The sequence below is a fragment of the Streptomyces sp. NPDC085524 genome (assembly GCF_044541755.1).
GTDB lineage: Bacteria > Actinomycetota > Actinomycetes > Streptomycetales > Streptomycetaceae > Streptomyces.
Map to the genome: position 1 here is coordinate 113,797 of NZ_JBITTH010000023.1, position 14,520 is coordinate 128,316.

Here is a 14,520-nt window from a genome sequence, read left to right on the forward strand (position 1 = left end):
CGCGGCGGGGTACCTCCTCGGCCGTCGAACGTTTCCACGGGGTCGGCCGAAGTACGGGGTGGTTGCGTTCGACGCCCTGCGGGGGCACCCCGCCGCACACCCGGCCCCGGCGGGGGCAGCGCGGGCTGCGGGGCCCCGCACCACCCGACCCCGGCCAGGGTGAGGGCACCCCGCCGCACACCCGACCCCGGCGGGGGCAACCCGCGCACCCGGCCCCGGCCCCGGCGGCGCGGGGCCCGGGGATGCCCCGATGCGGCCACGGCGACGGCGGCCGGCTAGCGCCCGTCGGCACGCTCCAGCAGCCGGAAACGTTCCGTCACCACCGGCGTGTCGTCGTCCACCGTGAACCCCGGGTCGCCGAGGAACCGCCGTGACTCCGCCCCGTGCCAGAACCCCTCGTGCGAGGCACGCCATTCGGCCACCGAGGCGTACCCCTCGCCCTCGGCCACCGCGTACGCCAGGTCCACCGAGTCGAGCCGCACGACCCGTACCTCCGTCACCTCGAGGACGGCCACAGGACACCCGGCGGAGTCCAGGAGCGCCCTCCGCTGCCCCGGTTCGGGCACCGGCTCGCCCGCCGCCTCGTAGCCGGCGAGCAGTCCTGTCGACGCCGTCTTCGCCCCGCTCAGCACGGCTGCGACCAGCTTGTCGCGCAGCGGCCCCGGGAATCCCAGCTCGTACGGCGGAAGATCGTCGATGTAGGTCATGCGTTCACCCTACGGCCAGACGGCACGGACATCCCCGAACCGGCACAACCGCCCCAACTGCCACCTGGAACAAAGCAGTTGAAACACGCCACCCAGTGGACTGGACCTTGACTCGGAGCCGGGCCTACCGCTTTGCTGTGCGTGATCACGGGCTCGCTCACCGGCGTGATCCCCCGACCACCCGCGTCCTGGAGGGAAAAACCGCGGATGTCCCCGCCTCCGCCGCCCCTCGGCCGCGCCCGCAAGCGGGACGCCCAGCTCTTCGACCCGGCCCTCTGCGACGCCGAACTCGTGGACGTTCGCACGCAGTTCACCCAGGGCCGCTGGGCGAAGGCGCGCTCCCTCCTGGTCGCCACCGGAGACGACTGGGACCGGCGCGGCCACCGCGTGGTCGTCCTCGCCGAGACCCCGGCGGCCACCGCCTGGGCCCGCGAATGGCTGCTCGCCGAACCCGGCAGCGCCGACGCCGCCACCCTGCTCGCCTGCGCCGCCGTCTTCCGCGCCCTGCGCAAGAAGGACACCCCGGCCGCCGCGGAGGAGGCCTGCCGCCGTGCCGCCGCCCTGCTCCCCGCGGACCCCACCCCCTGGCTCGCGCTGCTCCTCCTCACCCGGGCCTTCGGCACCGAGGAGGAGTTCAGCCGCCACTTCGACCAGGTCCGCGCGCGCCACCGCGAGCACCACCACGCCCACCACCTGATGGTCGCCAAGCTCGCCGAACGCGCGCCCGGCGCCGGCCACGACCCGCTCCACGAGGTGTACGACTTCGCGGCCTGGGCCGCCGAGGAGGCCCCGGCGGACTCCCCGCTCGCCGTCCTCCCGGTCATCGCGCACGCCGAGCGCTACCGGGTGCTCGCCGCCACGCACGGCCACACCTTCGGCAGCGCCACCCAGCACTGGTCCGGCCGGCGCGCCCGCCAGGTGCTGCGCGCCGCCTTCGACTGGTGGCTGGAATGGGAGCGCGACGACCACCCCCGCAACCGGGTCGACCTCAACTTCCTGGCCCACGCCAAGCTCTGCGAGGGCCGCCCCGCCGAGGCCGCAGCGCTCTTCCACCGCATCGGGAGGCACGCGACCCCCGCCCCCTGGTCCTATCCGGACCGGGACCCGCACAAGGCCTTCCTCGCCGCGCGCGGCGCCGCCCTGGGCACCGCCTGACGCACCTGGAACACCCCCGCGCTCAACCATCCTCGAAAGGAACCTGCCATGCCGACGGGCAGCTCCACCACAGTCCAGGACCCGGCCGACATAAGAACGTACAAGGGGACGGACCGCGCCCTGCGCGCCGACCGCCTCGGCACCGCCGGACTGCTGCTCTCCGTGCTCGCCGCCAGCGCGCCCCTGATGGTCGTCGCCGGTGTCATGCCCACGACATTCGGAGTCATGGGGATCGTCGGCCAGCCCCTGCTCTTCGTCATCCTCGGCGTCGTCCTCGCGCTCTTCGGCGTCGGATACGCCGAGATGAGCCGGCACGTCCACAACGCCGGCGCCTTCTACGCGTACATCGCCCGGGGCCTCGGCCCCACCGCGGGCGCCGGCGCCTCCTTCGTCGCCCTCGTCGCCTACAGCGCCATGCAGGTCGGCGTCTACGGCATCCTCGGCTTCGAGGTGTCCAACCTCTTCGCCACCTACCTGGACACCGAACTCGCCTGGTGGATACCCGCCCTGGCGGCGGTCGCCGTCACCGGCGCCCTCGGCTGGCTCAAGATCGACCTCAACGCGAAGGTCCTCGGCGTCCTCCTCCTCATCGAGTGCGCCCTCGTCGTGATCTTCGACGTCTCCGCCCTCGCGAAGCCCGGCCCCGAGGGCCTCTCACTGCACGCCTTCGACCCCGCGACCCTCGGCGGAGCCGGCCTCGGCACCGCCCTCTGCTTCTGCATCGCCGCCTTCGTCGGCTTCGAGCAGTCCCCGGTCTACGCCGAGGAGACCAGCCGGCCTCACATCGTCGTCTCCCGCGTGATGTTCCTCGCCGTCGGCTTCGTGGCCCTCTTCTTCGCCTTCAGCGCCTGGGCCCTCACCGTCGCCACCGGCCCCTCCGAGGTCGTCAAGACCTCCGCGGAAGCCGGCCCCGGCCTGCTCTTCCAGCTCACCGGCGACCGACTCGGCACCGCCTTCACCGACGTCCTGCACGTCCTCTTCGTGACCGGCATGTTCGCGGCCATGCTCAGCTTCCACAACGTGGTCGCCCGCTACGCCTTCGCGATGGGCCGCGAAGGCCTCCTCCCTGCGGCCTTCGGCCGGACCAACGCCGGCACCGGCGCCCCCGGCACCGGCTCCCTCCTGCAGACCGCCGTCTCCGTCCTCGTCGTCATCGCCTTCGCCGTCACCGACGACAAGCCGGCCGGCGACCCCACCGCGCCCGTCCTGCACCTCTTCACCTGGATGGGAAGCGTCGGCGCCCTCGGTGTCACCCTCCTCATGGCCACCGCCTCCTTCGCCGTCATCGCCTTCTTCGTCCGCCGCGGCACCGCCGGTGCCCAGATCTGGCGGCTCGCGGCGGCCGGCGCCGCCGGGATCGCCCTGCTCGCCATCGCCGTCCTGACCGTCAAGGACTTCGGCGTCCTGGTCGGCGCGGAGAAGGGCTCCGCGCTCAGCGGCCTCCTGCCCGGCATCATCGGTGCCGCCGCCGTGGCCGGACTGCTCTACGGACTGGTGCTGCGCCGCAGCCGCCCCGAGGCGCACGCCCGCATCGGCCTGGGCAACGAGGCCTTCCGCCTCGACCAGGCCGCGGCGGAGGCCGCCCCGGACAGCCCGCGCAGCAGCTGACGCCGCACCCTCGAAACCTCGGTTTCCACCGCCCGCGAAGCCCCCGACACCCCTTTCCAAGGTCGTCGGGGGCTTCGATGCGTGCGGGTGCGATTTTGGCGGGCGGTGGACCCTCATGGTCTCCTGGGGCGATCAAAACACCCGGACCGTCGCACAGGGGACACCACCCAGCTCCCCCGCCCGGCGGCCCGGTCTGCCTGTCCACCCCACGAAGGCGAAGTCGTACATGACCGACCGCACCCTGGCCGAGGCCCCCGCCGAGCCGTCCGCACGCCACACCGACGCGGGCGACGAGGGATACAGCAAGGACCTCAAGTCCCGCCACATCAACATGATCGCGATCGGCGGGGCCATAGGCACCGGCCTGTTCCTCGGCGCCGGCGGCCGCCTCGCCGGAGCCGGCCCCTCCCTGGCGATCGCCTACGCGGTGTGCGGCGTCTTCGCCTTCTTCGTCGTCCGGGCACTCGGCGAGCTCGTCCTGTACCGCCCCTCCTCCGGGGCCTTCGTCTCCTACGCCCGCGAGTTCATGGGGGAGAAGGGCGCCTACACCGCCGGCTGGCTGTACTTCCTGAACTGGTCGACCACCACCGTCGCCGACATCACCGCCGCCGCGACCTACGCCCACTTCTGGTCGATGTTCACCGACGTCCCCCAGTGGGTCCTCGCCCTCATCGCCCTCGCCGTCGTCCTCACCGCGAACCTGATCTCGGTGAAGTACTTCGGCGAGATGGAGTTCTGGTTCTCCCTGGTCAAGGTCGCCGCCCTGGTGGTCTTCCTGATCGTCGGCATCTGGCTGGTCGCCACCAGCCACGACATCGGCGGCCACACCCCCGGCCTGGCCTCCATCACCGACAACGGCGGCATCTTCCCCGCCGGGACGCTCCCCATGCTCCTGGTCATCCAGGGCGTCGTCTTCGCGTACGCCTCCGTCGAACTGTGCGGAGTCGCCGCCGGCGAGACCGAGAACCCCGAGAAGATCATGCCGAAGGCGATCAACTCGATCATGTGGCGCGTGGGCCTCTTCTACGTGGGCTCCGTGGTCCTGCTCGCGCTGCTGCTGCCCTACACCGAGTACAGCTCCGACCAGAGCCCCTTCGTCACCGTCTTCGACAAGCTCGGCGTCCCCGGCGCCGCCGGCATCATGAACCTGGTCGTCCTGACCGCCGCCCTCTCGAGCCTGAACTCCGGCCTCTACTCCACCGGCCGCATCCTGCGCTCCATGGCCATGTCCGGCTCCGCGCCCCGCTTCACCGCCCGCATGAACAAGGGCAAGGTCCCCTACGGCGGCGTCCTGTTCACCGCCGCCTTCGGCCTCGCCGGCGTCGCCCTGAACAAGTACATGCCCAAGGACGCCTTCGAGATCGTCCTCAACTTCGCCTCGCTCGGCATCCTCGGCACCTGGGCCATGGTCATGCTCTGCTCGCTGCACTTCTGGCGCCGGGCGAAGCAGGGCCGCGTCGAACGCCCCGCCTACCGGCTGCCCTGGGCCCCCTACACCCAGCTCGTCACGCTGGTCTTCCTCGTCACGGTCCTGGTCCTGATGTGGTGCGACGGCGGAGTGGGCCGCACCACCGTCCTCTGCATCCCCGCGATCGCGGCCGCCCTGGTCGGCGGCTGGTACCTGGTCCGCCGCCGGGTCGCAGAGATCGCCGCGTCCCGCGGCTGATCCCGAATCGTGCTCGAAGGGCCCCGGGAGTGGGTGGGATTCCCGACATCGGGGCCCATGAGTGCCGGGGCTACGAGAGCTCAGAGATTCCCTCGAACAGCAGCCTGACCCAGTCGGCCCGTGCCATCAGCTGATCCGGGAGGTCGACGCTGCTGCGTTCGGCACGCTCGGTGATCTCACCCGCAAAGCGTTCGAGGCCACCGGGATCTCGCTCTTCAACCGCCAAGTGCCAGCCCCTCACTCCGGGATTGGCGGTGGGCTCGACCCGCAGGACGCAACGCACGTCGGATGAGGAGTAGAACGCCAGCCGGTATGCGTCACCCACGGCGAACTCGTTCCAGCGGTCGGCCACGGTGAAGAACGACTCTTGGAAGAATTCTCCCTGGTCGGCCCATTTGTTGCTGAAGTCGACCGACCGCACCTCCGCATACCGCCCGGCTAGCAGAGTCAGGGCGACCTTGTCGGATGCATCGAGACAGCTGTTCGCCTCTGCTTCCTGCCCCCACCTGACGACCGCCTCACGCGTCCAGGAGTGAAGGACCTCACCGATGTCCCCCAGCGGGTGGATCTCGTGCACCGCGTTGAGCGCATCGAGCGTGGAAGCGAGGAAGCGGCTTCCCGCGCGGCGGAACTCGTCGCCTTCGAGCCCGCCAAGGAGAGCCTCGACCTCCTCCTCCGTCATGCGGTTGAGCGCGTGGAGGAGGTCTCCAGGCGAACGGCCACCCAGCGGAAGACCATCCATGACGCTGGCCAGTCCGCCAGCTGCTGTGCTGGGGCTGTCGTTCCAGAGCAACCCGACTGCTTCGATCCGCAGATCCATGGGCTTGCTGTCGTCCTGGGCAACCAGGTTGCGCAGACTGCTCGCGAACTGGCCGCCGGCCCAGCCGTATCCGTGCACAGCCCGTGCGATGTCGATGTCCGGCGCGATCTGGCCCAGCCTCCGGTAGCCGCTGAAGCCCGTTGTGCCGAGGTACTCGTCGATCGCCCGCCAACGCAGGTTCTCGTCCAGTTCCTTCGCTGCGGCGAGGAAGGCCAGTGAATCGGCTTCCTCCTTGCGGATCTGATCGGGAGTTCGGTCTTTCGCGCCTGTACCGGACGTGATGCCCGACGACATGAAGACCGCAGTCAAGTCGTAGATGGGGTGGGCATACTCGACAACCCACAGGGCGGCTCGTTCAGCTGCCCCTCCCATGCTGCACAGGCATGCCATGGCATCCGAACGCAGCTCGAAGTCCCCGTTCTCATCGAGATCCGTGTCGGTCAGCATCCCGATAAGCACCGGGACACCCTTCTCGGGCTCCTTCTCGGCAAGCGCAAGAGCGTGCGCAACCTGCTGGCGGTCCTCGAAGTTCTCGGGACGGTCCTCGTCCCACTCTTCTTCGTCATCATCCCAGTCGTCGTCGACCACCTCGCTCTCGATCGTCCTGGACTCTTCGGATGCCGCACCCGTGCTCATCTGTCTCCTCGATCATTCGTGGACAGAGTGGCAGCAGGGGCTTCGTGAGGCCACCGAAAACGAGCCCGGTTCACCCCCACCGGCCAAGAATGATCTTCACCCGGCCCACGTGTCACCGGTCGCAGGTAGAGTCGCCATCCGAATCCCCTGTGTCCACCCACGCATCAGACACCCTGGAGGTCCCACGGTGACTCCGGCAGCTCGGCCCCCCGCTCCCAAGCCCGGCCCGCCGCCGAACAGGGAGCGCTGGTTCCAGCCGCGGAGGTCCGGGTTCGCGTGGGAGCAGGACGGACTCGACCACATTCGTCACTTGATGCCTAAGACGGAGCCCTACCGTGCCTGGGCGACCTTCTCGTTCACCGCCGCCTCGGGCCGCATCAACGAATGTGATCTGCTGATCGCGGTACCGGGCGGCCTCTACCTCCTTGAGCTGAAGGGCCACCCGGGCCGGGTCGTCAATCACGGAGACACCTGGCAGTTCCACGCAGACCGGGTGCGCACGCTCAAGAATCCGCTTCACCTCACCGACCTCAAGACGAAAGAACTGAAGAACCAGCTGGAGCGGGCCGCCCGCGCCTGCGGCAACGATCCGCGCGACGTGCCGTTCATCAAGCCCGCCGTTTTCCTCCACGGGGCCGGTCTGGTCAGCGAGCTCGACGAATTCCAGTGCGCCGGGGTCTACGGCCTCAACGACGGTTCCAGCGGACTCGCAAAGATTTGGGACGACCTCCTGGGGCTGCCTCCCGAACGCGAGAGCTGGCGCCTCACGTCGCGCACGGCTCAGCTGCTCGAACAGTGGATCCAACGCATAGGGATCAGCCACTCCGTTGCCCATCTGCGGTTCGGCGACGACTGGAAGCTGGAGCCGCGCGCGCTGGACGTCGGCCCAGGCTGGGAGGACCGGCTCGCGGTACGCGACGACGGCCTGGTCCAGGAAGAGGGCCGCGTTCGCATCTACCTCGTCGGGCAGGCCGTCGGGGACACGGAGAAGCGTGCCGCCGACCGCGCCGCACGCCGCGAGTACCAGGTGCTCCAGGGCATCAACCACCGCGGCATCGCCCAGGCGGCCCAAATTCGTGAGCACCAGGGTGGCCCGGCGATCCTCTTCCGTCACCGCCACTCCGACCTTCGTCTCGATGCCTACCTCGACGCCTACGGCGGCCGCCTCACCCCGGAGATGCGCCTCGATCTCGTGCGCCAGCTGGCCGAGGCCGTGCGCTACGCACACAATCGCTCCCTCTACCACCGTGCCCTCGCCGCACGCTCCGTCTACGTCTCCGCGAAGCAGGACGGCGCAGACCCCGTCATCCGGATCACGGACTGGCAAACTGCTGCCCGCGACTTCGAGACGAGTGGCCTGACGTCCCTCGTCGGCACCGCGCTGGATGCGGGACTCATCACGGACGCCGCCCGCGTGTACCTGGCCCCGGAAACGGACCAGGAGTTCGCCGACCCCGTCGACCTGGACCTCTTCGGCCTTGGCACACTCGCCTATCTGCTGCTGACCGGGGAGGCGCCGGCCGACCGTCGCAGCACCCTGATCGACCGGCTGGCTGCCGAGGGCGGCCTGCACCCCTACGCGGTCGCCGACGGGATCTCCGCCGCGCTCGACGACCTCGTGTTCCAGGCCACCCGCGCCGACGTCAACGCCCGCATCGATTCCGCCGACCGATTCCTCGACCTTCTCGACCAGGCGGAGCAGGACTCCGTCATCCCCGAACAGCCCGGCCTCCCGGCCGCGGACCCGCTCACCGTACTGCCGGGCCAGCCGCTCGACGACACCTGGACGGTCAAGCGGGTCCTCGGCACCGGCGCCACCGCCCGTGCCCTTCTGGTGGACCGGCCCGTCGAAGACGAGGACGGGCCTGCGGGGGAGCCGCTCCGGGAACAACGCGTGTTCAAGGTCGCCCTCGACCGGCAGAAGGACGCACGCCTCTTCGCGGAGGCCCGCGCGCTCAAGGAGATCGGCGGAGGCCGGATCGTACGACTGCTGGAGGAGCCCCGTGAGCTCGGCGGCCACACCCTCCTCGAGATCGAGTACGCCGGTGAGCTCAGCCTGGGCGCACGGCTCCGCGGCGAGGGCCGGCTCACGTACGACCAGCTGGAGCGGTACGGCAACGACTTGTTCCTCGGGCTCGACCAGCTGGCGGCGAAGGGGATCCGGCACCGGGACATCAAGCCCGACAACCTGGGCCTCTACAAGCGCAACGACGGCTCCTGGCAGCTGATGCTGTTCGACTTCTCACTTGCGGACGTGCCCGACCGCGACACCAGCGCAGGGACGAGGGGCTACCTGGACCCGTTCCTCGGCGACACGCGCCGCTCCCGCTTCGACGACCACGCCGAGTGGTACGCCGCCGCCGTGACCCTGCACGAGATGGCATCGGGAGAGCGCCCCGTCTGGGGCGACGGGCAGATCGACCCGCGTACGGTCACCGACGCCGAGCTCTACATCGCCAGTGAACTGTTCGAGCCCGGTCTGGAAGACGGCCTCACCACCTTCTTCCGACGGGCCCTACACCGGGACCTGGACCACCGCTTCGACTCGCTCCAGCAGATGCAGGACGCCTGGCGGCAGCTCTTCCGCACCGCGGACTCGGCACCGCCGGTCACCACGCCCGCCACGATGGGCGCAGGCGTCGCCACCACCGACGAGGCGCGTGAACACGCCGCCGCAGCAGCCGAGTTGAGTACCGCATTGGATGCGGCGGGACTCTCTCCACGGGCCGCGTCCGTCGCCGCGAGCCTGGGCGCCACTACCGTCGGCACGCTGCTCGACATCCCGCCCCACACGATCTCCCGCGCACGGGGCGCCGGAGCCCTCGTGCGCAAGGAGCTCAACCGCCGGCACAAGCAGTGGAGTGCACTGCGCCGCACCGCCCCGGCAACCGCCCCGGCCGGGCAGAGCGAGACGGACGACGTCCTCGGCGTACGGTTCGAGTCCGTGGACGCGCTCGCGGCACGCCTGGAACCGGCGCCTGCCCGCAAGGGCAACCTCCGCCCGGAAGCGGTCCGCCTGACCCTCGGCCTCTCCACCACTGCCACCCTGGACGTGTGGCCCGCGCAGGTCTCGATCGCCAAGCAGCTCGGGATCAGCCAGGCAACCGTCTCCAGGCACCAGACCGCCGCGGTCGAGGAATGGGCACAAGCCAAGTGGATCTCCCAGATCCGTGACGAGCTGGTCCAGGTCCTCGCCGAGTCCGGCCGCGTGATGACCGTCCAGGAGGCCGCCGCCGAGCTCCGCGTTCGCCATGGTGCAGGCGACGACACCCCCGGGCAGACCATGGCGAAGGCGCTCGCCGTCGTCCGGGCGGCGGCCGAGACAGAGGCACGCAGACGTGGTGACGACCACGAGGGCGACGAGCCGCGCCTGGAGATCCTGCGCCGCGGCTCAAGCGTGCTGCTCGCCCTCGACTCTCTGCCGGGAACCGACGATCCGACTCCGGAGGAACTGGCGGCACACGCCGTCGCGCTGGGCCTGACCGCCGAGGACCTTGCAGGCCGCGACCCACTGCCGGGCCGCGCCACGGTCGTCCGAGAGCTGCGCGCCGTACCCGCCCCGGAGGGCATGCCACCCCTGGCGGACACCCGACTGGTCGCACTCGCGGCGGCCGTGGCCAAGGGTGTGGCGGCCTCGCCGCGACTCGAGCTCTACCCGACCGATCTGCAGCTCGCCCGTGCCCTGCGCATCTCCCAGGCAGCCGCAGGAGTCCGTAGCGACCAGGGCATCTCGCCCACGGAACTGCTGGCGCGGGTCCAGGCCCGCTTCCCCTTGCTGGGAGCCGCCGGAGAGCCGACCCACGTCGAGCTCGAAGAAGCCTTGGGAGAAGCGCAGTTCCCGCTGTCCTACAACCACGAGCGCAAGCGGTTCTTCCCGCCCGTCAAGGAGCCGAACCACTGGTCGAGCCTCAGCTACACGCGTACCAGTGTCCTCACCGCCGAAGCCCAGGCGGCAGCGTCCGCGGGACGGGACCCACAGGCGATCCTCCGCGCACGGCTCACCGTGGCCGCCCGGCGGGGCGGCTTCCTGGCCCTGACCGTGAAGGGGACCGAGCTGCCCGGCACGGCGGAGGCCGTGGCGGCCGAGTTCGGTGTCGCACGGGTGGACCTGAACGCGGAGTTCCTGGAGGTGTTCCGCGATCTGGTGGAGGAACGGGGCAAGAAGTGGCAGGCGGTGTTGCGCGCCGACGCCAGGTTCACGGAGACCGGTGAACTCGGTGCGGCCCTGCGCTCCTACACCCAGGTGGTGACCGAGCGCCTCGCCGAGCGGTTGGTCTCCCGTGCCGAAGCCGCGGGCACGAAAGCCGTTCTCTTCGTCCACAACGCCGGCCTGCTGTCGCGGTACTGGGACGGCGGCGGCCGTGAGCTCCTGACGACACTTCAGCAGTCCGCCCGCCGCCCGGCGGACCTCCCGCACGGCCTGTGGTGGCTGTGCCCGATGGAGGACCCCAAGCAGTCACCATCCCTGGACGGCCGCACCGTCGAAGTCGTGGACCGGGCGACGGAATGGGCCGTTCTGGACCGGCTGTTCCTCAAGGAGTTGAGACAGGGGACCTGATTGCCGGGGCGCTTGATGGTGAGGGCGCCGCCCTGCTCGGGGGCGGCGCCGCATAGGATCCGGATGTGCCCGAGACCACTCTGCAAGACCACTATGCGAGTGCTGCGTTGCGTCACCACGAAGACGCGGTCTACTTGCACGAAGACGGCCGCTTCCCCAACGCGGACCACCATTACGGCTTTGTCGCCGAGTGCGCTGTCAAGAGCCTGCTGATCCGGAACAAGCTGGTCTCGGTGGAGCCGCACAACAGGCCCTGGTTGCCGAAGCAGAACGGTAAGCCCAGGTTTCTGGGACACTTTCCGTCCCTGCAGACAGACACCGAGCCCATGCTGGCCGCCGCGGCGCTGCAGATGCACGGCCGGGGCGGAACCATACTGTCCGGTGTTATCAGTGCGTGGCAGCCGTTCGCCGACTGGTCGCCAGAGGACCGCTACCTCGATGGGACGTCCGTCGATCCAGCCAAGGTAAGCGACCGCCGCGCCGCGGCCGAACAGATACTCAGCCTGCACGAGCAGGCGCTCATCGGAGTTCTCACGTGACCTTCCTCAACGCCCCGGTCCGCTTCGACCAGGCGCGCCCCCTCGCCCAGGCCGTCGCCCGTGCCGCAGCCGCGACCGGTGTCGACGTTCTGCTCGTACGGGACCTCCTCGGCCGGTTCTCCCTGCTCCTGGACGACCGGACCGGCGGCGGTGTCGACCCGGCCCGGGCCGACGCATGGCAGGAACAGCTCGTCACCAGTCTCGGCCGGTACGCGGCCGAACGTCCCCTCCTCCTCGCATCCGGCCTCTTCCAGCCGGACGCACTGTTGGCTTCACCCCGGGCGGTCGACGAGTTCGGCTATGTCCCCGGCCCCGGGCAGGGCCGCATCAGTTGGCTCGACAACACCGTGGTCGGTGAGGACTGGGCCAAGGTCAGCACCCCGGAACCGGAGTCGGATGGCGTCCGTACCTCCCGCACCGCGCTGTACGGCTTCAAGGGCGGCGTCGGCCGCTCCACCGCCACCTTCATGCTGGCGAAGCACCTAGCAGACCAAGACCACTGCGTGCTCGTCGTGGATCTCGACCTCGAGTCACCCGGCTCCGGCCCTCTGCTCGTCGCCGAGGACCAGCTGCCCGAGTACGGGATCGTCGACCAGCTGGTCGAGTCGGCGCTCGGCAACGAGGAGGGTCTGGACCTCGTCGCACCCGCGACCCACGTCCCCGTCAAGGGCAACGGTGAGCTGTGGGTGGCACCCGCCCGCGGGCGGGGGGCGGAGGACATCGAGTACGCGTACGTAGACAAGCTCAACCGCGTCTACGCCGACGTGCCCGCCCACGGGCTGTCCGGTTTCGCCGACCGGCTGGAGGCGGCGGTCCGCGCCTGCGAGGACGCGGTGGCCCAGCAGAGCCGACGCCCCGATGTGGTGCTCATCGACAGCCGGGCCGGCATCCACGACATCGCGGCCGTCGCGATCTCCCGCCTCTGCGATCTCGCCCTGCTGTTCGGCAGCGACAACGGCCAGACGTGGGCCGGCTACCGCGACCTCTTCACGGCCTGGCGCTCCTCGGGGCAGGCTCCTGCGATCCGGGAGAAGCTGCGGATGGTTGCCTCGATGGTCCCCGACTCTCCGGACCGTCCTCAAGCCGAGTACCTGGAGTCGTTCCGCGATCACGCCTGGTCGTGCTTCTCCGTCCTCTACGACGATCTTGCCGCAGACGACGCCTCCGGCTTCAACCCCAGCCCTGAGGACGATTCCGCACCGCACGCGCCGATCCCGATCCTGTTCACCCTCGAGCTCGTCGGCCTCGATGCCGCGTCGACGCCGGGCTGGGAAGGCACGTCGTTCGTCCAGACTGCGTACGCTTCCTTCCTGGAGACCGCCACCCACCTGATGATCGAAGGACCACGATGACCGCCCCGCTCGGCCCCGAGGAATACCGCGACCTGCTGAGCTCGGCGCTGCCGTCGGCCCAGGACGCGGACACGGTCGAGCCGTCGCTCTCCACCCTCTTCACCCCGGACAGCCACCGGCTGGCACTGCACGTGGACACCACGGTCGTCCGCGGAGGCCGTGGGGTCGGCAAGACCTTCTGGTACCGCTCGCTTCTCGACGATCAACTGAGGGATGTCGCTGCGGAGGAATACCGGATCGACAGGCTGCGGCACCTGGAGGTCTGTCAGGGCTACGGTGCCCAGTTGGCCCCGGATCTGTATCCGGGCCCGGGTGAGCTGGCCAGCCTCGTCGACGCGGGTGTCCGTCCGTACGATCTCTGGAACGCCGTTCTGCTGGTGGCGCTCGGACAGCCGCAGCTCAAGGAGCTGGTGAGCTGGAAGGAACGGATCGCCTGGGTGCAGGAACACCCGGGTGAGCGGGACCGGACGATCGCGCAGGCCGACAAGGAAGCCCAGGCGGGAAAGATCACAAAGCTCGTGCTCTTCGATGCTCTGGAGCACCTCCACCGTGACCGAGTGCAGGCCGACCGCCTGGTCGCCGGCATCCTCCAGCTCGCGCTGGAGATGCGCCTCGGCACGAGGAACGTCCGCTGCAAGATCTTCATCCGCCCCGACATGTTCGACGGCGCTCTGCTCCACTTCCCCGACGCGTCGAAGCTGACCGCGAACGCCGCAAGTCTGAAGTGGTCCACGACCAACCTGTACGGCCTGTTCTTCCACTACCTCGGCAACCACGACAGCGAGGAGTCGCGGCGCTTCCGCGCCCTGACCGGCGGCTGGACCGAGCACACGCACGGCAGGCACCTGCTGCCGTCGACGCTGCTCGGTGACCAGGGCACCCAAGCCGATACCTTCAGCGTGCTCGCGGGCCCGTACATGGGGGCGAATTTCCGCAAGGGGATCACCTACACCTGGCTGCCCAACCACCTCATGGACGGCGTCGAGCAGGTCAGCCCCCGCAGCTTCCTCAACGCCCTGGGCATGGCGGTCGACGAGACCCGGGGGAACTATGCGGCGCACGGGTACGCCATCCACCACGAGGGGATCCGCCGCGGGGTGCAGTCGGCCTCGCAGACCCGTGTGGGTGAGATCCGTGAGGACATGCCGTGGGTCCACACGGCCATCGCCCCGCTGGCCGGCCAGCAGGTGCCGATCGACCAGGCTCTGGTGCTCGACTGCTGGCACGAGTCCGAGCTGACGTCGAGCCTCCAGCGGGAGGCGGCCCGCGCCAATGCGAGCGGCAATGGTGCCGAGGTCCGAACCGGGCCGCGATATGCGGACGACTACGTGCGCCTGATCGACGAGCTGATCGGGCTGGGTGTGATGCGGCGCCGCAGGGACGGCCGGATCGACCTGCCGGACGTGTACCGGATCGCGTTCTCCATCGGTCGCAGGGGCGGCGTGCCGAAGGTCCAGTCGTAATTCCCTGATCTCGGGA

The 14,520-nt window shown here is 70.0% G+C and carries 9 protein-coding genes; 7 read left to right on the plus strand and 2 right to left on the minus strand.

Features of this window, described 5'->3' with window-relative positions; genetic code table 11:
- Positions 1-275: 275 nt before the first annotated feature.
- Positions 276-707 (minus strand): ASCH domain-containing protein, encoded by a 432-nt coding sequence (locus ACIGFK_RS30450; RefSeq protein WP_376661513.1) that lies wholly within the window; start codon positions 705-707, stop codon positions 276-278.
- A gap of 207 nt (positions 708-914) precedes the next feature.
- On the opposite strand from ACIGFK_RS30450, the gene ACIGFK_RS30455 reads away from it, so the two are divergent.
- From ACIGFK_RS30455 to ACIGFK_RS30465, 3 genes are all read left to right on the plus strand, one after another.
- Positions 915-1,862 carry a hypothetical protein gene (locus ACIGFK_RS30455; RefSeq protein ID WP_376661512.1) on the plus strand — a complete coding sequence of 316 codons (948 nt, stop codon included), beginning with the start codon at positions 915-917 and terminating at the stop codon, positions 1,860-1,862.
- 48 nt (positions 1,863-1,910) lie between these two features.
- Positions 1,911-3,470: an APC family permease gene (locus tag ACIGFK_RS30460; RefSeq protein ID WP_400054408.1), complete on the plus strand. Its 1,560-nt coding sequence runs from the start codon at positions 1,911-1,913 to the stop codon at positions 3,468-3,470.
- A 226-nt stretch (positions 3,471-3,696) separates the two neighbouring features.
- Positions 3,697-5,136 carry an amino acid permease gene (locus tag ACIGFK_RS30465; protein WP_376661510.1) on the plus strand — a complete coding sequence of 480 codons (1,440 nt, stop codon included), beginning with the start codon at positions 3,697-3,699 and terminating at the stop codon, positions 5,134-5,136.
- A gap of 70 nt (positions 5,137-5,206) precedes the next feature.
- On the opposite strand, the gene ACIGFK_RS30470 is transcribed toward ACIGFK_RS30465, so the two are convergent.
- On the minus strand, positions 5,207-6,592 hold the full coding sequence (locus tag ACIGFK_RS30470) for a hypothetical protein (RefSeq protein ID WP_400054410.1): 1,386 nt from the start codon (positions 6,590-6,592) through the stop codon (positions 5,207-5,209).
- Between the two features lie 187 nt (positions 6,593-6,779).
- Here ACIGFK_RS30470 and pglW point away from each other — a divergent pair, with 187 nt between their 5' ends.
- The 4 genes from pglW (at position 6,780) to ACIGFK_RS30490 (ending at position 14,504) form a co-directional block, all read left to right on the plus strand.
- Complete coding sequence (gene pglW, locus ACIGFK_RS30475) at positions 6,780-11,150, plus strand: BREX system serine/threonine kinase PglW (protein ID WP_400054412.1); 4,371 nt, start codon at positions 6,780-6,782, stop codon at positions 11,148-11,150.
- A gap of 65 nt (positions 11,151-11,215) precedes the next feature.
- Positions 11,216-11,689 carry a hypothetical protein gene (locus tag ACIGFK_RS30480; protein WP_400054414.1) on the plus strand — a complete coding sequence of 158 codons (474 nt, stop codon included), beginning with the start codon at positions 11,216-11,218 and terminating at the stop codon, positions 11,687-11,689.
- Positions 11,686-13,041, plus strand: a complete 1,356-nt coding sequence (locus ACIGFK_RS30485; protein WP_400054416.1) for a ParA family protein — start codon at positions 11,686-11,688, stop codon at positions 13,039-13,041. Before ACIGFK_RS30480 ends, ACIGFK_RS30485 begins: the two co-directional genes overlap by 4 nt.
- Positions 13,038-14,504 (plus strand): hypothetical protein, encoded by a 1,467-nt coding sequence (locus ACIGFK_RS30490; protein ID WP_400054418.1) that lies wholly within the window; start codon positions 13,038-13,040, stop codon positions 14,502-14,504. Before ACIGFK_RS30485 ends, ACIGFK_RS30490 begins: the two co-directional genes overlap by 4 nt.
- The last annotated feature ends 16 nt before the right edge of the window (positions 14,505-14,520 follow it).

Coding starts and splice junctions, on each gene's coding strand:
- ACIGFK_RS30450 (WP_376661513.1), bottom strand. CDS start 707: ATGACCTACATCGACGATCTTCCGCCGTACGAGCTGGGATTCCCGGGG.
- ACIGFK_RS30455 (WP_376661512.1), top strand. CDS start 915: ATGTCCCCGCCTCCGCCGCCCCTCGGCCGCGCCCGCAAGCGGGACGCC.
- ACIGFK_RS30460 (WP_400054408.1), top strand. CDS start 1,911: ATGCCGACGGGCAGCTCCACCACAGTCCAGGACCCGGCCGACATAAGA.
- ACIGFK_RS30465 (WP_376661510.1), top strand. CDS start 3,697: ATGACCGACCGCACCCTGGCCGAGGCCCCCGCCGAGCCGTCCGCACGC.
- ACIGFK_RS30470 (WP_400054410.1), bottom strand. CDS start 6,592: ATGAGCACGGGTGCGGCATCCGAAGAGTCCAGGACGATCGAGAGCGAG.
- ACIGFK_RS30490 (WP_400054418.1), top strand. CDS start 13,038: ATGACCGCCCCGCTCGGCCCCGAGGAATACCGCGACCTGCTGAGCTCG.